This window comes from Modicisalibacter coralii (assembly GCF_004117855.1).
Lineage (GTDB): Bacteria > Pseudomonadota > Gammaproteobacteria > Pseudomonadales > Halomonadaceae > Modicisalibacter > Modicisalibacter coralii.
This window is the reverse complement of sequence record NZ_QWBW01000043.1, coordinates 1-18,488: the sequence shown is the minus strand read 5'-3', so window position 1 is coordinate 18,488 and position 18,488 is coordinate 1. Positions and strand designations below refer to the sequence as shown.

General features: G+C 66.2%; 16 protein-coding genes and 2 tRNA genes. 15 read left to right on the top strand and 3 right to left on the bottom strand.

What is annotated here, in order from left to right; all coding sequences use genetic code 11:
• Positions 1–102: 102 nt before the first annotated feature.
• A complete protein-coding gene (yhbY, locus tag D0901_RS18910; protein ID WP_129141858.1) occupies positions 103–429 on the bottom strand; it encodes a ribosome assembly RNA-binding protein YhbY in 327 nt (108 codons plus the stop codon).
• A gap of 230 nt (positions 430–659) precedes the next feature.
• Between yhbY and rlmE the strand changes: the two genes are divergently transcribed.
• The 15 genes from rlmE to pnp all read left to right on the top strand — a co-directional run bounded on the left by rlmE (position 660) and on the right by pnp (position 15,924).
• Positions 660–1,307, top strand: a complete 648-nt coding sequence (gene rlmE, locus D0901_RS18905; protein WP_129141857.1) for a 23S rRNA (uridine(2552)-2'-O)-methyltransferase RlmE — start codon at positions 660–662, stop codon at positions 1,305–1,307.
• Positions 1,308–1,397: 90 nt separating this feature from the next.
• Positions 1,398–3,359, top strand: coding sequence for an ATP-dependent zinc metalloprotease FtsH (gene ftsH, locus D0901_RS18900; RefSeq protein ID WP_129141856.1), 1,962 nt, complete (start codon positions 1,398–1,400; stop codon positions 3,357–3,359).
• Between the two features lie 100 nt (positions 3,360–3,459).
• Entirely contained in the window at positions 3,460–4,323 is an 864-nt protein-coding gene (gene folP / locus D0901_RS18895; RefSeq protein ID WP_224418187.1) for a dihydropteroate synthase, read from the top strand.
• On the top strand, positions 4,320–5,669 hold the full coding sequence (gene glmM / locus D0901_RS18890; protein ID WP_129141855.1) for a phosphoglucosamine mutase: 1,350 nt from the start codon (positions 4,320–4,322) through the stop codon (positions 5,667–5,669). Before folP ends, glmM begins: the two co-directional genes overlap by 4 nt.
• Positions 5,670–5,738: 69 nt before the next feature.
• Positions 5,739–6,488, top strand: a complete 750-nt coding sequence (gene tpiA, locus D0901_RS18885; RefSeq protein ID WP_129141854.1) for a triose-phosphate isomerase — start codon at positions 5,739–5,741, stop codon at positions 6,486–6,488.
• 6 nt (positions 6,489–6,494) lie between these two features.
• On the top strand, positions 6,495–6,857 hold the full coding sequence (secG, locus tag D0901_RS18880) for a preprotein translocase subunit SecG (RefSeq protein WP_129141853.1): 363 nt from the start codon (positions 6,495–6,497) through the stop codon (positions 6,855–6,857).
• A 119-nt stretch (positions 6,858–6,976) separates the two neighbouring features.
• Positions 6,977–7,063, top strand: a tRNA-Leu gene (locus D0901_RS18875).
• Between the two features lie 110 nt (positions 7,064–7,173).
• A tRNA-Met gene (locus D0901_RS18870) sits at positions 7,174–7,250 on the top strand.
• 140 nt (positions 7,251–7,390) lie between these two features.
• The gene (gene rimP / locus D0901_RS18865) at positions 7,391–7,852 is read left to right on the top strand and encodes a ribosome maturation factor RimP (RefSeq protein WP_129141852.1); all 462 of its coding nucleotides are present in this window, start codon (positions 7,391–7,393) and stop codon (positions 7,850–7,852) included.
• A 27-nt stretch (positions 7,853–7,879) separates the two neighbouring features.
• Positions 7,880–9,373, top strand: a complete 1,494-nt coding sequence (gene nusA / locus D0901_RS18860; protein ID WP_129141851.1) for a transcription termination factor NusA — start codon at positions 7,880–7,882, stop codon at positions 9,371–9,373.
• A gap of 27 nt (positions 9,374–9,400) precedes the next feature.
• Complete coding sequence (gene infB / locus D0901_RS18855; protein WP_129141850.1) at positions 9,401–11,932, top strand: translation initiation factor IF-2; 2,532 nt, start codon at positions 9,401–9,403, stop codon at positions 11,930–11,932.
• A 21-nt stretch (positions 11,933–11,953) separates the two neighbouring features.
• Positions 11,954–12,343 (top strand): 30S ribosome-binding factor RbfA, encoded by a 390-nt coding sequence (gene rbfA / locus D0901_RS18850; protein ID WP_129141849.1) that lies wholly within the window; start codon positions 11,954–11,956, stop codon positions 12,341–12,343.
• Positions 12,343–13,251 carry a tRNA pseudouridine(55) synthase TruB gene (gene truB / locus D0901_RS18845; protein ID WP_129141848.1) on the top strand — a complete coding sequence of 303 codons (909 nt, stop codon included), beginning with the start codon at positions 12,343–12,345 and terminating at the stop codon, positions 13,249–13,251. Before rbfA ends, truB begins: the two co-directional genes overlap by 1 nt.
• Before the next feature lie 105 nt (positions 13,252–13,356).
• Complete coding sequence (gene rpsO / locus D0901_RS18840; RefSeq protein WP_129141847.1) at positions 13,357–13,626, top strand: 30S ribosomal protein S15; 270 nt, start codon at positions 13,357–13,359, stop codon at positions 13,624–13,626.
• A gap of 174 nt (positions 13,627–13,800) precedes the next feature.
• Positions 13,801–15,924 carry a polyribonucleotide nucleotidyltransferase gene (pnp, locus tag D0901_RS18835; RefSeq protein WP_129141846.1) on the top strand — a complete coding sequence of 708 codons (2,124 nt, stop codon included), beginning with the start codon at positions 13,801–13,803 and terminating at the stop codon, positions 15,922–15,924.
• Between the two features lie 92 nt (positions 15,925–16,016).
• On the opposite strand, the gene hisC is transcribed toward pnp, so the two are convergent.
• Entirely contained in the window at positions 16,017–17,075 is a 1,059-nt protein-coding gene (gene hisC / locus D0901_RS18830; RefSeq protein ID WP_129141845.1) for a histidinol-phosphate transaminase, read from the bottom strand.
• Between the two features lie 167 nt (positions 17,076–17,242).
• Positions 17,243–18,421 carry an acetyl-CoA C-acetyltransferase gene (locus tag D0901_RS18825; protein WP_129141844.1) on the bottom strand — a complete coding sequence of 393 codons (1,179 nt, stop codon included), beginning with the start codon at positions 18,419–18,421 and terminating at the stop codon, positions 17,243–17,245.
• Positions 18,422–18,488 lie beyond the last annotated feature (67 nt).

Here is an 18,488-nt window from a genome sequence, read left to right as displayed (position 1 = left end):
AAGCTGTAAGCTGTCAGTCAAACCCAAACACCCCCGAGGTTCTGCCTCGGGGGTGTTTGCTTACAGCTCAAAGCTCATGACTTACGGCTCGCGCGAAGCGCGTCAGTGCCGGCCGTGATGTGACTCGAAGCGCTTGATGTTCGACAGCTTGGGATTGGCCTTGGGGTTGTCGCGATAGAGCAGCGCGACCTTGCCGATGGTCTGCACCAGCTCGGCGCCGGTATCGGTGCACAGCTGCTCGGCCACGGCCCGGCGGGTGTCGCGTTCACCGACGGCGATCTTGATCTTGACCAGCTCGTGATCGGCGAGCGCGCGCTCGAGTTCGGCGATCACGCCGTCACTCAGACCGTTGTCGGAAACCGTCACGATGGGCGAGAGATGATGGCCGATGCTGCGAAATGCTTTCTTTTGTGCCTGTGACAAGCTCATGGTATCGTGATCGTTCCGGTTGGCGTGCGTGGGGAGCGGCAAGTGCGGTCGGCGACGGTCGTGACGGCATCGGTCCGGGTCGCGACCACTGAACGCGCCATGGTAAGGCGAAAGACGGGCATTGCAAAGCGCTCCGGCCGGATTGACCTCACTCGACGTTTCTCCCCGCACCCTCGACACCCCTGTGATTCAAGGCCCCGCCCCTTGGGCAGGCCCGCTTAGGTGATTGCGTGGCGCGAACCACTTCCAGCAAGCCCGCCACCGGCAGCAAGAGCAGTGCCGGCTGGCTCAAGGAACATTTCGACGATCCCTACGTGCAGCGTTCGTGGCAGGACGGCTATCGCAGCCGGGCCAGCTACAAGCTGCTCGAACTCGACGACAAGGATCGGCTTTTCAAGCCCGGCCTGACGGTGATCGACCTCGGCGCGGCCCCGGGGGGCTGGAGCCAGGTGGCGGCCGAGCGGGTGGGGCCGGGCGGCCTGGTGATCGCTTCCGACATCCTCGAGATGGACTCGCTGGCCGGTGTCAGCTTCGTGCAGGGCGACTTCACCGAGGATGCCGTGCTGGAGGCGATCCTGGCGCAGCTCGACGGGCGCCCGGTGGATTTGATCATTTCCGACATGGCACCCAACATGAGTGGCATGGCCGCCATCGACCAGCCCAAGGCGATGTACCTGGTCGAACTGGCGCTGGATCTGGCCACCCAGACATTGACGCCCGGGGGGCGCCTTCTCACCAAGGTGTTCCAGGGCGAAGGGTTCGACGACTACCTGAAGGCGCTGCGCGACCGCTTCGCCCGGGTGGTCACCCGCAAGCCGGGAGCGTCGCGCGATCGCTCGCGCGAGGTCTATCTGCTGGCAGACGGATTCAAGGGCTGAGCTTGCAGGCGTGGCCGACCGCCCTCATCTAGGGTAGTGTCGAGCCATGGGCACGCTTGGCGGACAGATTGATGCAATGAGGGTATTCCCTTGAACGACATGGCGAAGAACCTGATTCTCTGGTTGGTCATCGCGGCGGTTCTGCTGACGGTGTTCAACAATTTCAGCGTCGATAGCTCACCGCAGACGATGAACTACTCGCAGTTCGTCCAGCAGGTGCAGAACGGTCAGGTCCGTTCTGTGACGATCGACGGCTACACCATCAACGGCGAGCGCGACGACGGCTCGAAGTTCCAGACCGTGCGCCCGGCGGCGCAGGATCCCAAGCTGATGGACGACCTGCTGTCGCACAACGTCAGCGTCACCGGCAAGAAGCCCGAGGAGCAGAGCCTGTGGACGCGGCTACTGATCGCCAGCTTCCCGATCCTGATCATCCTCGCGATCTTCCTGTTCTTCATGCGCCAGATGCAGGGTGGCGGTGCCGGCAAGGGCGGGCCGATGAGCTTCGGCAAGTCCAAGGCCAAGCTGCTCACCCAGGATCAGGTCAAGACCACCTTCGCCGATGTCGCCGGCTGCGACGAGGCCAAGGAGGAGGTCGAGGAGCTGGTCGACTTCCTCAAGGATCCGTCCAAGTTCCAGCGCCTGGGTGGCCAGATTCCCCGCGGGGTGCTGATGGTCGGCCCGCCGGGGACCGGCAAGACGCTGCTCGCCAAGGCGATCGCCGGCGAGGCCAAGGTGCCGTTCTTCACCATCTCGGGCTCCGACTTCGTCGAGATGTTCGTGGGTGTCGGTGCCTCGCGCGTGCGTGACATGTTCGAGCAGGCCAAGAAGCAGGCGCCGTGCATCATCTTCATCGACGAGATCGACGCCGTCGGCCGCCATCGTGGCTCCGGCATGGGCGGCGGTCACGACGAGCGCGAGCAGACGCTCAACCAACTGCTGGTCGAGATGGACGGCTTCGAGGCCAACGACGGCATCATCGTCATCGCCGCCACCAACCGTCCCGACGTGCTCGATCCGGCGCTGCTGCGCCCGGGCCGCTTCGACCGCCAGGTCACCGTGCCGCTGCCCGACATCCGCGGCCGCGAACACATCCTCAGCGTGCACCTGCGCAAGGTGCCGCTCGGCGAGGACGTCAAGCCCAGCCTGATCGCGCGTGGCACGCCGGGCTTCTCCGGCGCCGACCTGGCCAATCTGGTCAACGAGGCCGCGCTGTTCGCCGCGCGTCGCAATCGTCGCCTGGTGGGCATGGAGGAGCTCGAGCTGGCCAAGGACAAGATCATGATGGGCGCCGAGCGCCGCTCGATGGTGATGACCGAGAAGGAGAAGCTCAACACCGCCTATCATGAGTCCGGCCACGCCATCATCGGCCTGCTGATGCCCGAGCACGACCCGGTCTACAAGGTGACCATCATCCCGCGCGGGCGTGCCCTGGGGGTGACCATGTTCCTGCCCGAGGAAGATCGCTACAGCTTCTCGCGGCAGCAGATCATCAGCCAGATCTGTTCGCTGTTCGGCGGTCGCATCGCCGAGGAGATGACGCTGGGGCCCAACGGGGTGACCACCGGCGCCTCCAACGACATCAAGCGTGCCACCGAACTGGCCCACAACATGGTCGCCAAGTGGGGGCTGTCCGAGGAGATGGGCCCGATCATGTACGACGAGGACGAGTCGCATCAGTTCCTCGGCGGCCCGGGCCAGAGCGGTGGCAAGCTCAAGTCCGGCGAGACCACCACGCGCCTCGACAAGGAGGTGCGGCGGATCATCGACGAGTGCTACGCCCACGCCAAGCAGCTGCTCGACGAGAATCGCGACAAGCTCGACAGGATGGCCGAAGCGCTGATGCAGTACGAGACCATCGACGCCGACCAGCTCAAGGACATCATGGCCGGTCGCAAGCCACGTCCGCCCAAGGATTGGGACGACGGCAACGACTCGGGCAGCGGGTCGCCGGTCATCGACCACCAGCCGGAGGCGGACGACGGCGAGGACGAGGACGAGCGTCCCGGCCGCCGGCCATCCGATCCGCTGGGCGGCCCCGCCGGCCACTGACGGTCCACTTTCGTGACCACGGACAAGGCGCCCTTCGGGGCGCCTTGCACCGTTATGAGGCTCTGATTAGAGTGACGCTTTTTGCCATCGGGACCCTGCCATGACAGATGTCGCATCCGAGGCCGTGTTGCAGTGCGGTCGGCACCGGCTCGACCTCTCCTACCCCCGGGTGATGGGGATCCTCAATGTCACGCCGGACTCCTTCTCCGACGGCGGACGCTTCGCCGTTCGCGACGATGCCCTGCGCCATGCCGAGGCCATGCTCGCCGAGGGTGCGGCGATCATCGACGTGGGCGGCGAGTCGACGCGCCCCGGGGCCGAGCCGGTCCCCGAGCAGGCCGAACTCGACCGGGTGGTGCCGATCGTCGAGGCGCTGGTTCACGAGCTCGACGCCCTGGTCTCGGTGGATACCAGCTCGCCCGAGGTGATGCGCGCGGTGAGCGACGCCGGTGCCGGCATGCTCAACGACGTGCGTGCGCTGCGCCGGCCTGCTGCGCTCGAGGTGGCGGCCGCCAGCGGGCTGCCGGTCTGCCTGATGCACATGCTCGGCGAACCGGGGGACATGCAGCAGGCGGCCGACTATGCTGAGCCGGTGGAGCAGGCCGTGGCGACGTTCCTCGCCGAGCGGATCGCCGCCTGCGAAAAGGCGGGTATCCGCCGCGAGCGGCTGATCCTCGACCCGGGCTTCGGCTTTGCCAAGACCGTCGCGCACAACCTGCGCCTGCTCAATCGCCTGGACACGCTGGCCGACTTCGGCCTGCCGGTGCTGGCCGGGATGTCGCGCAAGCGCATGATCGGGCAGGTGCTCGACCGCCCGGTCGAGGAGCGCCTGGCGGGCGGACTGGCGCTGTCGACGCTGGCCGTCGAACGCGGCGCGCGGATTCTTCGCGTTCACGATGTGGGCCCCAGCGTGGATGCCATCAACATGACCTGGGCCGTGCTACAGGAAGGCGCTGAACCATGACACGACGTTACTTCGGGACCGACGGGATCCGTGGCACGGTGGGGGAGTATCCGATCACCGCCGATTTCATGCTCAAGCTGGGCTGGGCCGTGGGTCGGGTGCTGGAGCATCACAATCCCAATGCCAAGGTACTGATCGGCAAGGACACGCGTATCTCCGGCTACATGTTCGAGTCGGCCCTGGAGGCCGGGCTGTCGGCCGCCGGCGTCGACGTGTCGCTGCTCGGGCCCATGCCCACGCCGGCGATCGCCTACCTGACCCGGACCTTCCGCGCCGATGCCGGCATCGTCATCTCCGCCTCGCACAATCCCTTCCAGGACAACGGCATCAAGTTCTTCTCCGCCGAGGGCACCAAGCTGCCCGACGCCGTCGAGGAAGCGATCGAGGCCGAGCTCGAGAAGCCGCTGGAGACCGTCTCCGCCGACCGGCTGGGCAAGGCGGTGCGCATCGGCGACGCGCCGGGCCGTTACATCGAGTTCTGCAAGTCGACGATTCCGCAGCGTCTGGCACTGAACGGGCTCAAGGTGGTGCTCGATTGCGCTCACGGTGCCACCTACCACATCGCGCCCAGCGTATTCCGCGAGCTGGGGGCCGAGGTCCGCGTGCTGGGCTCGGCGCCGGACGGGCTCAACATCAATCAGAAGGTCGGCTCCACGCACCCGGCGTCGCTGCGCGCGGCGGTCATCGAGCATGGCGCGGACCTGGGTATCGCCTTCGACGGCGACGGTGACCGGGTGATCCTGGTCGATGCCGACGGCCGCGAGGTCGACGGCGACGACATCCTCTACCTGATCGCCCGCGACCGGCACGAGCGCGGTGTGCTGGGCGGCGGCGTGGTCGGCACGCTGATGAGCAATTTCGGCCTGGCCGCGGCGCTCGCTGCGCTGGGGATTCCCTTCGAGCGGGCCAAGGTCGGCGACCGCTACGTCATGGAGCGGCTGATCGCCAACGGCTGGCAGCTGGGCGGCGAATCCTCGGGGCACATCGTCTGCGGCCACATCCAGACCACCGGCGACGGCATCGTCTCGGCCCTGCAGGTGGTGGCGATCATGGTCGGCCAGGGACGCTCCCTGGCGTCGCTGCTCGACGGCTTCGAGAAAGCACCCCAGGCCCTGGTCAACGTGCGCCTGACGCCCCAGACCGACAAGCCCGCACTGCTGGCCAGCGAGTCGTTGACCCGCACCGTGGCGGCGGTCGAGGAGGAGCTGGGCGACGAGGGGCGGGTGCTGTTGAGACCGTCGGGCACCGAGCCGCTGATCCGGGTGATGGTCGAGGGACGGCCGCGCTTCGACGTTCAGGGGCTGGCCCGACGCATCGCCGCCGAGGTCGAGGCACTGATCGCCTGATCCGGGGCGGTTGTCTTGCCCGGGACGCTCCTATACCATCTTGCACCACTTCGAGAAAGGGGGTAGCTCATGCGCATGCCGCTGATCGCCGGCAACTGGAAGATGAACGGTTCCCTGACGCTGGTCGAGCGGTTCGGCGAGGCGTTCGCCGAGGCCGGGCTATCTCCGTCCGTGGAGGTCTGTCTGATTCCGCCGTTTCCCTATCTGGCGGCCGCGCAGCGGGCCCTGGGCGGCACGCCGGTGATGCTCGGCGCCCAGACCCTGAATCCCCAGCACGGTGGTGCGCATACCGGGGAGGTGAGCGGCGGCATGCTGCGCGAGTTCGGCGTCGACTACGTGCTGGTCGGCCACTCCGAGCGCCGGGCGCTCTACCGGGAAAGCGACGACGACGTCTACGACCGCCTGCTGGCGGCGCTCACGGCCGAGCTGCGCCCCATCCTGTGTGTCGGCGAAACGCTCGAGGAGCGCGATGCCGGCCGCACCCGCGATGTGGTGCTGCGTCAGGTGGGGGCCGTGATGGCGCGTCTGGAGCCGGCGCAGCGTGCCGCGGTGACCATCGCCTACGAACCGGTCTGGGCGATCGGCACCGGGCGCACCGCGACCCCCGAGCAGGCCCAGGAAGTGATGAGCGAGATCCGTGCCTATCAGGCCGGCTTCGATCGCTCGCTGGCGGAGGGAATGCGGTTGCTCTACGGCGGCAGCATGAATGCCGACAACGCGGCCGAACTGCTCGCCCAGCCGGACATCGACGGCGGCCTGGTGGGCGGTGCCTCGCTCAAGGTCGACGATTTTCTAGCCATCTGTCAGTCAGCAGGTTAAACAACCATGCAAGTTGCCATTCTCATGATTCATGTGGCGATCGCCATCGCGCTGGTCGCCCTCGTCCTGTTGCAGCAGGGCAAAGGTGCCGATGCCGGGGCCTCCTTCGGTGGCGGCGCCTCCCAGACCGTGTTCGGCTCGCGCGGCAGCGGGAGCTTTCTCGCCAAGCTGACCGGCGCCCTGGCGGCGGCGTTCTTCGCCACCTCGCTGGCGCTGGCGTACTTCGCCTCCTCCCAGGCCGACAATGCGCCTGAGGTGGGGATTCCCGACGCCAAGGTGGTCGAACAGCAGAAATCGGTACCGACCCTTGACGAAAGCGATCAAGGTGGGGATAATACTGCGCCAACGCTAGAGGATTCCGGAGAGTGATCTCCACGCCTTAGACGTTGAAATGTAGTGCTGTTTCGGGCAGTTTTCGGGTTTCGAGGTTGTCCGAGCAACGAGCACACGGTGAGTCAGCAAGATCGACTGTGTGTTCGCCCCCTGATGCCGAAGTGGTGGAATTGGTAGACACGCTATCTTGAGGGGGTAGTGACCTTATGGTCGTGGGGGTTCAAGTCCCCCCTTCGGCACCATCTGAAGGCCCGCATGACGGCCCGCTCAGAAGCACGATTGGCAAGACGTGGCGATACGCTCGGGTCCTTGACCGAGGGGTGAGCGGATTTTTATAATCGCCAACCTATGATGCGGGGTGGAGCAGTCTGGTAGCTCGTCGGGCTCATAACCCGAAGGTCGTCGGTTCAAATCCGGCCCCCGCTACCAAGTTTCTTGAAAGGCCCCTTCCTATGAAGGGGCTTTTTGTTAGCGGTTCGCACCGCTGACGCTAACGCCAATCAGCCACCTAGCTTTCCTCTCTACTCCCGGTCAGGTGCCTGATGCAACTGCTGTAGGAGCCTTCATCTGTGGCAATCAAGGACGCTGCGCTGAACGCACTCATCGAACCGGTGGTGACCGGCATGGGGTTTGAGCTCTGGGGTATCGACCATCTTTCCCAGGGCAAGCACTCCCGTCTGGTGGTGTACATCGACAGTCCCGATGGCATCACGGTCGACGATTGTGCCGACGTCAGCCGGCAGATCAGCGGCATCCTCGATGTCGAGGACCCGATCCCTGGCCAGTACCAGTTGGAGGTGTCGTCGCCCGGCATGGATCGCCCCCTGTTCACGCTCGAGCAGTTCGCTCGCTACCAGGGGCATGTCGTGGCCTTGCGCCTGCGCTCGCCGTTCGATGGGCGCCGCAAGTTCAAGGGGTTGCTGGCGGGCGTCGAGAACGACGAGGTGTTGCTGCAGCTCGACGGCGAAGAGTATTGCTTTCCCATCGATACCATCGATCAGGCGCGGATCGTTCCGCAGTTCGATGGATAAGGACTGATTTCTGGCGAGGCTTAAGGCATGAGCAAAGAGATTCTGCTGGTCGTTGACGCGATCTCGAACGAAAAGGGCGTGCCCCGCGACGTGATCTTCGGCGCCGTCGAGGCGGCGCTGGCCAGCGCATCACGCAAGCGCTTCGATGGCCAGGAAGTGAGCGTGCGGGTCCAGATCGACCGGGTCACCGGCGACTACGAGACCTTCCGGCGCTGGGTCGTGGTCGAGGATGACGAGTTCGAGAATCCCGACGCCGAGATCAAGCAGTCGTTCGCCGAGCAGCGTGATCCGCCGCTGACCCTGGGCGACGTGGTCGAGGAGCGCATCGAGAACGCCGCCTTCGGTCGCATCGCCGCGCAGACGGCCAAGCAGGTCATCGTTCAGAAGGTCCGTGAAGCCGAACGCGCCGAGATCGTGCGCCACTATGCCGAGCGCGAGGGTGAGTTGATCGCCGGGATCGTCAAGAAGACGACACGTGACGGGCTGATCATCGACCTTGGCGACAATGCCGAGGCCTTCCTGCCGCGCAGCGAAATGATCCCCGGCGAGCGCTACCGCATGAACGAGCGGGTTCGCGCCTTGCTGTGGAAGGTCGACGCCGAGGCGCGCGGCTCACAGTTGATCCTGTCGCGGACGCGCCCGGAACTGATCATCGAGCTGTTCAAGATCGAGGTTCCCGAGATCGCCGAGCAGCTCATCGAGATCAAGGGCGCCGCCCGCGATCCGGGCTCGCGGGCCAAGATCGCGGTCAAGACCAACGACAAGCGCATCGATCCGGTCGGCGCCTGCGTGGGGATGCGGGGCTCGCGGGTCCAGGCGGTCTCCAACGAGCTGCGCAACGAGCGCGTCGACATCATCCTCTGGGACGACAACCCGGCGCAGCTGGTGATCAACGCCATGGCGCCGGCCGACGTGGCGTCCATCCTCGTCGACGAGGACGCCCATGCCATGGACGTGGCCGTTGCCGAGGACAACCTGGCCCAGGCCATCGGCCGCAGCGGCCAGAACGTGCGCCTGGCCAGCGAGCTGACCGGCTGGACGCTCAACGTGATGACGGAGGAAGAGGCCGAGGGCAAGCGCGAGCAGGAGGTCGACACCCTGGTCGAGTACTTCATCAACCACCTCGAGGTCGACGAGGAAATGGCGCGGATCCTGGTCGAGGAGGGCTTCACCTCGCTGGAGGAGATCGCCTATGTGCCGCTCGAGGAGATGCTCGAGATCGAGGAATTCGACGAGGACCTGGTAGAAGAGTTGCGCGCACGCGCTAAGGACGAGCTGTTGAACCTGGCAATCGCCTCCGAGGAGGCACTCGACGGCGCCCAGCCCGCCGACGACCTCCTCGAGATGGACGGCATGGACCGTCACCTGGCCTTCATTCTGGCCAGCCGTGGCATCGTCACCATGGAGGATCTTGCCGAACAGTCCGTCGATGACCTCAAGGACATCGAGGACGTGGACGAAGAGCGCGCCGCGGCACTGATCATGACCGCCCGTGCGCCCTGGTTCGAGAGTGAAGAGTAACTAGGTCACGGGCTCAGGAGGGTCGTAATGGCAGAAATGACGGTTAAAGATTTTGCAGCCAAGGTGGGGCGTGACACGTCCCGCCTGCTGGAGCAGATGAAGGAAGCGGGGCTCCCGCACAAGGCCGAGGGCGATGCGGTGTCCGAAGAGGACAAGCAGCGTCTGCTCGACCATCTCACCCAGAGTCATGGTGGCGGTCGCGGTGCCAAGAATCGCATCACCCTGACGCGCAAGACCAAGAGCCGGATTCGCTCCGGCGACGGCCGCGGCAAGAGCATCGAGGTCTCGGTGCGCAAGAAGCGGACCTACGTCAAGCGCGAGGAGTCTCAGGAGGAAGAGGCGCCGGAAGCCGTCGATCAGGGGCCGCGGCAACTGGTCGGAGACATGGCCGATGCCACCCAGGCGCGCGAGAAGGCCGAGCGCGAGGCGCAGCAGGCCGCCGAGGCCAAGCAGGCCGAGGAAGCGGAAGCGGCCAAGCAGCAGGAAGCCGCCGAGCCGGCACCGAAGGCCGATGACAAGCCGGCCGAGGAGATTCCCACCGAGCTCGAGCTGCCCGCGGAAGAGCCGCCGGTGGTCGAGGCGCCGCCCAAGGAACCGCGCAGCGACAACCGCCGCGCCAATCCCAAGAAGGCCGCCGCCAAGAAGGGACGCCACGACACCAGTCGCGACGAGGATCGCGAAGAGCGTGCCGAGCGTCGTCGCGGCAGCGGCAAGAAGGTCAAGCGTGCCGAGCGTCGGGGCAGCCGTCGTGGCGGTCGCGACAGCGGTGGCGGCAAGCACGGTTTCCAGAAGCCGACGCAGCCGATCGTGCGCGAAGTGGCGATCCCCGAGTCGATCAGCGTCGCCGACCTGGCCGACAAGATGGCGATCAAGGCCAACGAGGTCATCAAGGCCATGTTCACCATGGGCGCGGCGGTGACCATCAACCAGACCATCGATCAGGACACCGCGGCGATCGTCGTCGAGGAAATGGGCCACAAGCCCAAGCTGGTCAAGGACGACGCGCTGGAGACCGAGGTTCTCGAGGGTATCTCCTACGAGGGCGAGGAGATCACTCGCGCTCCGGTGGTCACGGTGATGGGTCACGTCGACCACGGCAAGACCTCGCTGCTCGACTACATTCGTCGCACCAAGGTGGCGACCGGCGAGGCCGGTGGCATCACCCAGCACATCGGCGCCTACCACGTCGAGCACGAGACGGGTGACATCACCTTCCTCGATACCCCGGGTCACGCGGCGTTCACCGCCATGCGTGCGCGCGGCGCCCAGGCCACCGACGTGGTCATCCTGGTGGTCGCCGCCGACGACGGCGTGATGCCGCAGACCATCGAGGCGGTCGAGCACGCCAAGGCGGCCGGTGTGCCGCTGGTGGTCGCGGTCAACAAGATCGACAAGGCCGGCGCCGATCCCGATCGGGTCAAGAACGAGCTGTCGCAGCACGGCGTGATCTCCGAGGAGTGGGGCGGCGATACCCAGTTCGTCCACGTCTCGGCGAAGACCGGCGACGGCATCGATGCTCTGCTCGAGGCGGTCCTGCTGGTTTCCGAGGTGCTCGAGCTCAAGGCGGTCCCCGAAGCGCCGGCCAAGGGCGTGGTGGTCGAATCGCGCCTCGACAAGGGCCGCGGCCCGGTGGCCACCGTGCTGGTCCAGAACGGCACCCTGAACCGGGGCGACATCGTCCTGGCCGGCCTCCACTATGGCCGCGTGCGGGCGCTGACCAACGAGCTCGGCAAGCAGGTCGAGCAGGTCGGTCCGTCGATGCCGGTGGAGATCCAGGGCCTGGACGGCACCCCCGAGGCGGGCGAGGACTTCATGGTGCTCGCCGACGAGAAGAAGGCGCGCGAAGTCGCCAACTTCCGTCAGGGCAAGTACCGCGAGGTACGCCTGGCGCGTCAGCAGAAGGCCAAGCTGGAGAACATGTTCAGCCAGATGGGCCAGGACGAGGTGGCCAAGGTCAACATCGTCCTCAAGGCCGACGTCCAGGGCTCGCTGGAAGCGATCCGTGGCGCGCTGGAAGAACTCTCCACCGACGAGGTTCAGGTCGCCGTGGTGTCCTCCGGGGTCGGTGGTATCACCGGTACCGACGCCAACCTGGCGCTGGCCAGTGACGCCATCGTGGTCGGCTTCAACGTCCGTGCCGATGCCGCCGCGCGCGAGATCATCGAGCGCGAGGGTCTCGACCTGCGCTACTACAGCGTCATCTACCAGCTGATCGACGAGGTCAAGCAGGCGATGAGCGGCATGCTGGCGCCGGAGTGGAAGGAAGAGATCGTCGGCGTGGCCGAGGTTCGCGACGTCTTCAAGGCGCCCAAGATCGGTGCCGTGGCCGGCTGCATGGTCGTCGAGGGCACCGTGCACCGCAACAAGAAGATCCGTGTTCTGCGCGACAACGTGGTCATCTACGAGGGCGACCTGGAATCGCTGCGTCGCTACAAGGATGACGTCAACGAAGTGCGCAACGGCATGGAGTGCGGCATCGGCGTCAAGAACTACAACGACGTGCAGGTCGGCGACAAGATCGAGGTCTTCGACCAGGTCAAGGTCGAACGCTCCCTGTGACGCGTCGAGGAGAGTGAGCGGATGCGCGAGTTCAAGCGTACCGACCGGGTGGCCGATCAGCTCCAGCAGGAGCTGGCGGTCCTCATCCAGCGCGAGGTCAAGGATCCGCGGCTGGGCATGGTCACCGTCAGTGGCGTGACCGTCAGCCGCGACCTGGGTTACGCCGACGTCTACATCACCCTGCTGGGCGACGACGATGCCGCGCGGATCAAGGAAAACCTGGCGGTGCTCAAGCGCGCCGGTGGTTTTCTGCGCAGCCAGATCGCCCGGCGCATGAAGCTGCGGCACGTGCCGGAATTGCGCTTCCACTACGACGAGAGCGTGACTCGCGGCCACAAGCTGTCGTCGCTGATCGACGAGGCGGTCGAAGCCGACCGTTCTCGTCACGGCGATGACGAGGAAGAGCGCTGATGGCGCGTCGCCGTCGCGGCCTGCCGATCGACGGCGTGTTGCTGCTCGACAAGCCGCCGGGCGTGTCGAGCAATCATGCCCTGCAACGCGCGCGCCGGCTGTTCCAGGCGCAGAAGGCGGGGCATACCGGGACCCTGGACCCGATGGCCACCGGGCTGCTGCCGGTGTGCTTCGGCGAGGCGACCAAGTTCTCGTCCTACCTGCTCGAGGCCGACAAGGTGTATCGCACCCGGGTCAAGCTGGGCGAGATCACCGATACTGGCGATGCCGACGGCAGCATCGTCGAGCGTCGTCCGGTGGCCGGCATCGACGAGGCGACCCTGCAGCGGGTGCTGAACGACTTTCGCGGCGAGATCGAGCAGATCCCGCCGATGCATTCGGCGCTCAAGCACCAGGGGCGGCCGCTCTACGAACTGGCCCGCGAGGGCAAGACGATTGCGCGTGCGCCACGTCGTGTGACGGTTTATGATACGCGCCTCGTCAGTTGCACCACCGAGAGCTTCGAGCTCGAGGTGGCCTGCAGCAAGGGCACCTACATCCGCACGCTGGCCGAGGACATCGGCAGCGCGCTGGGTTGCGGTGCGCACATCACCGCACTTCGCCGGCTCAAGACGGGGCCTTTCCAGGCCACCGACATGGTCGGCTTCGAGGGGCTCGAGGCCGAGAGCGGCGAAACGCTGACGGCGTCGTTGCTGCCCATGGACGTGCTGGTGCGCCACCTGCCGCGCCTGGACGTCGAGCCCGAGGCGGCATCGCGGTTGCTGCACGGCCAGCGTGCCGCCGCCGATACCGCCGGGTTGGCCGATGCCGACCTGGCACGACTCTATCGCGACGGGGCCTTCCTGGGCCTGGTCGCGGTGACCGGGACGGGGGAGATCGCCCCCCGTCGACTGATTGCCACCGGCTGAGCGGTGGCACCTTCGTCGCCGCTCACGCGGCGTACGGGGAGACTGCAAATATGCGTGGTCTCCGACATTCATCCCCATCAGGCATATTGCTTACTGGAGAAACAGATGGCATTGACCGCTGAAAAGAAGGCCGAAATCGTCAAGGAATACGGCCGTGGTGACAACGACACCGGATCCCCCGAGGTTCAGGTGGCCCTGCTGAGCGCCAACATCGACGGCCTGCAGGATCACTTCAAGAGCAACAAGCAGGACCACCACTCGCGTCGTGGTCTGATCCGCATGGTCAACCAGCGTCGCAAGCTGCTCGACTACCTCAAGCGCAAGGATTTCGAGCGCTATCAGTCGCTGATCCAGCGCCTGGGTCTGCGTCGTTGATCCAGCCGTCATTCCCCGGCTGATTCCAGAACAAGCAACCCCTCGGGGTTGCTTGTTCTTTTTTGGGCGCGTGTCGCCCTCGGGCGCATCGGTAGCCCTCGCCCCCGCGAACGCCTAAAATGGTCGCCGAGTCAAACGTCCCGAACATGCAATCGACAAGTTGAAGGAAGCCCCGTGAATCCGGTCAGAAAGACATTCCAGTACGGTAACAGCACCGTCACCCTCGAAACCGGGCGCGTCGCCCGTCAGGCCACCGGCGCCGTTCAGGTCACCATGGATGGCGCCGTGGTGCTCTGCACCGTGGTGGCCAGGAAAGACACCAAGCCGGGTCAGGACTTCTTCCCGCTGTCGGTGCACTACCAGGAGAAGACCTACTCGGTCGGCAAGATCCCCGGCGGCTTCTTCAAGCGCGAGGGGCGCCCCACCGAGAAGGAAACCCTGACCTCGCGGCTGATCGACCGGCCGATCCGCCCGCTGTTTCCCAAGGGCTTCATGAACGAGGTGCAGGTGATCTGCACCGTGCTCTCCGCCGATCGCAATCAGGATCCGGATATCGCCGCGATGCTGGGCACCTCGGCGGCGCTGGCGATCTCCGGCGTGCCGTTCAACGGGCCGATCGGTGCCGCCCGCGTGGCCTTCACCGAGGATCGCGGCTACTTCCTCAACCCCAGTGTCGAGGAGCTCCAGGCCTCCGAGCTGGACATGGTGGTCGCCGGCACCGAGAAGGCCGTGCTGATGGTCGAGTCCGAGGCCCAGGAACTGCTCGAGGACGAAATGCTCGGCGCCGTGCTCTTCGGGCACCAGGAAATGCAGGTGGCGATCGGCGCGATCAACGAATTCGTCGCCGAGGCCGGCAAGCCCAAGTGGGACTGGCAGCCCGCCGCCGAGAACACCCCCCTGAAGGAAGCGCTCGCCGGTGCCTTCGAGGCCAAGGTCGGCGAGGCCTATCGCATCACCGACAAGATGGCGCGTCAGGACGCCCTGGCGGCGCTCAAGGCCGAGGCGGTCGAGCAGCTCGCCGGCGACGAGGCCGGCCAGTTCGACGCCGAGGCGGTGAGCGGCGCCTTCGCCGCACTCGAGAAGCGCGTGGTGCGCTCGCGGGTGATCAATGGCGAGCCGCGCATCGACGGCCGCGATCACAAGACCGTGCGTCCGCTGGACATCGAGGTCGGCCTGTTGCCCAAGACCCACGGTTCGGCGCTGTTCACCCGCGGCGAAACCCAGGCGATGGTCATTGCCACGCTGGGCACGCTGCGCGACGCTCAGTTGATCGAGTCGCTGGAGGGCGAGCGCAAGGACCGCTTCCTGCTGCACTACAACTTCCCCCCGTACTGCGTCGGGGAGGCCGGCTTCATGGGCGGTCCCAAGCGTCGCGAGATCGGTCACGGTCGTCTGGCCCGGCGCGGTGTCCAGGCCATGCTGCCCAGTGACGAGGAATTCCCCTACACCATCCGCGTGGTCTCCGAGATCACCGAGTCCAACGGCTCGAGCTCGATGGCCTCGGTGTGCGGCTCCTCCCTGGCGCTGATGGACGCCGGCGTGCCGCTCAAGGCACCGGTGGCGGGTATCGCCATGGGTCTGGTCAAGGACGACGACAAGTTCGCCGTGCTGACCGACATCCTGGGTGACGAGGACCACCTCGGCGACATGGACTTCAAGGTGGCCGGTTCCGCCGAGGGGGTCACCGCGCTGCAGATGGACATCAAGATCGAGGGCATCAACGAGGAGATCATGGAGACTGCCCTGCAGCAGGCCCATGAGGCACGCCTGCACATCCTCGGCGAGATGAACCAGGTGATCGCCAGCAGCCGCGAGGAAGTCTCCGCCAACGCACCGTCGATGGCCACCATCAAGATCGATCCGGAGAAGATCCGCGACGTGATCGGCAAGGGCGGGGCGACCATTCGCCAGATCTGCGACGATACCGGCGCCTCGATCGACATCGACGACGACGGCACCGTGCGCATCTACGCCGAAGACAAGGCGGCCGCCAAGCGTGCCATCGACACCGTGCTGGGCATTACCGCCGAAGCCGAGATCGGCAAGCTCTACCAGGGCAAGGTGGTGCGCATCGCCGACTTCGGTGCCTTCGTCAACTTCATGCCGGGGACCGACGGTCTGGTGCACATCTCGCAGATCGTGCCGGAACGCGTCAACAGCGTCCGCGACTACCTCAACGAGGGTGACGAGGTCATCGTCAAGGTACTCGATATCGACAACCGCAACCGCGTCAAGCTGTCGATCAAGGAAGTGGGCGCCGAAGAGAAGGCCGCCTTCGAGGCCAGCCTGGCCGAGTGATCCTCTCTCGGTTGCCGTGGTAACGACGACGGCCCACCCGCCAAGCGGGTGGGCCGTTTTCATGGACGGCGATTTTTACCTTGGGTGACGGCTCACCCGCGGCAGAGTGCCTCGAGGGCTTCGATCAGGCTGTCCATCTCGTCGTCGGTGCCCACCGTGATGCGCAGGAAGTCGCGCAGCGCTTCGCTGTTGAAGTGACGCACCAGCACGCCGCGCTCGCGCAGCCCGGTGAACAGCTCGCCGGCGTCGTAGCGCTCGTGGCGGGCGAGCAGGAAGTTGGTCTGCGAGGGCAGGACCTCGAACCCCAGCTCCGTGAGGCGGCGCCGGGCGCGTTCGCGGGTCGTGACGACCCGTTCGCAGCAGGCCTCGAAGTGCTCGCGATCGGCCAGCGCGGCCACACCGGCCACGAGCGCCAGGCTGTCGACGGGGTAGGAGTTGAAGGAATCCTTGACCCGTTCGAGCCCCTCGATCAACTCCCGTGAGCCGATCGCATAGCCCAGGCGCAGCCCGGCCAGGCTGTGCGACTTGGAGAAGGTGCCCACCACCAGCAGGTTGGGATAGCTGTCGATCAGCGGCACGCAGCTCTCGCCACCGAAAGCGACGTAGGCCTCGTCGACCAGCACCACGCGTTCGGTGACCCGGCCGAGCAGGTCGGCAATGGCGGAGCGCGAGTGGCCATGCCCGGTAGGGGCGTTGGGGTTGGCGAAGACCACCCCGCCGCTCTCGCCGGTCAGCGCCTCGAGCGGTACCCGCCAGTGGTCGTCGAGCGCCAGGGTCCGGTAGTTGATGGCGTAGAGGCGACAGTAGACCGGGTAGAAGCTGTAGGTGATCGCCGGCATCAGCAGCGGCTCCGGCTGCCGGAAGAAGGCCTGGAAGGCCAGGGCCAGCACCTCGTCGGAACCGTTGCCGACGAACACCTGCTCGGTGTCGACGCCGTGTTCGCGGGCCAGCGCCTCGCGCAGGGCCAGCGAGTCGGGATCCGGGTAGCGGCGCAGATGGTCGATCGGATAGTCGCGCAGGGCGCGCTCGACGCCCGGCGCGGGCGGATAGGGGTTCTCGTTGGTGTTCAGCTTGATCAGGCGCTCGCGGGGCTGCTCGCCCGGGACGTAGGGCGTCAGTTCGCGGACGTCCGGACTCCAGAACTTGCTCATGTCGTTGGATTCGCGTCGTGGGAATGGGATGACGCCATGGTGACGTGCTGGCGCTGGCCGCGCAAGGAGGCCGATTCGGTCGCGGCCCGCCTCGGCCCGAGATGCAGGAAGGCCGGCGATCAACGCCGGCCTTCGTCATGGTGTGTGTCGCTACAGTGGGGGAAGGCTTAGCGCTCGATGGCCAGCGCCACGCCCTGACCGCCGCCGATGCACAGCGTCGCCAGGCCCTTCTTGGCATCGCGGGCGATCATCTCGTGGACCAGGGTTACCAGCACCCGGCAGCCGGAGGCGCCGATCGGGTGGCCCAGGGCGATCGCCCCGCCATTGACGTTGATCTTGGCCGGATCCCAGCCGAGCTCCTTGTTGACCGACAGGGCCTGGGCGGCGAAGGCTTCGTTGGCCTCGATCAGGTCGAGGTCATCGGTCGTCCAGCCGGCCTTTTCCAGGCAGCGCCGGGTTGCCGGGGCCGGGCCGATACCCATGATCGCCGGGTCCACGGCGGCGTTGGCGTAGGCCTTGATGTGCGCCAGCGGCTCGAGCCCCAGTTCCTGGGCCTTCTTCGCGGAGCAGATCATGGTCACCGCGGCGCCGTCGTTGATCGACGAGGCGTTGCCCGCGGTGACGGTGCCGTCCTTCTTGAAGGCCGGTTTCATGCCGGCGAGCTTCTCGGCGGTGATCCCGGCACGCGGGCCCTCGTCGGCCTTGAAGACCACCGGATCGCCCTTGCGCTGGGGGATCTCGATGGGCACGATCTGGCTGTCGAAGCGGCCCGACTCGATGGCCGCGCTGGCCTTCTGCTGCGAGCCGGCGGCGAATTCGTCCATCTGCTCGCGGGTGATGCCGTACTTCTCGGCGAGGTTCTCGGCGGTGATGCCCATGTGGTACTGGTTGAAGGCATCCCACAGGCCGTCGTAGACCATGGTGTCGATCGCCTTCCAGTCGCCCATGCGCTGGCCGGTCCGCGAGTTCGGCAGGGCGTGGGGGGCCAGCGACATGTTCTCCTGACCGCCGGCGAGAATCAGCTCGGCGTCGCCGCAGCGGATCGCCTGGGTGGCCAGATGCAGGGCCTTTAGGCCGGAGCCGCAGACCTTGTTGATGGTCATCGCCGGTACCCCGTGGGGCAGACCGCCCAGGATCGACGCCTGGCGGGCCGGGTTCTGGCCGCAGGCGGCGGTCAAGACGTGGCCGAGCAGGACTTCGTCGACCTGCTCCGGGGCGACGCCGGTATTGGCGAGGATATCCTGAATCACCTTGGCGCCCAGCTCGGCGGCGGGAATCCCGGCGAGCGACCCGCCGAAGGTGCCGATGGCGGTGCGGCGTGCCGCGACGATGACCACGTCTTGCATGTGAGACTCCTTGACTCGAGGACGAAATGCCCAGTCAGCATAGGAGAACCTTGTGCGCCGCGACAAT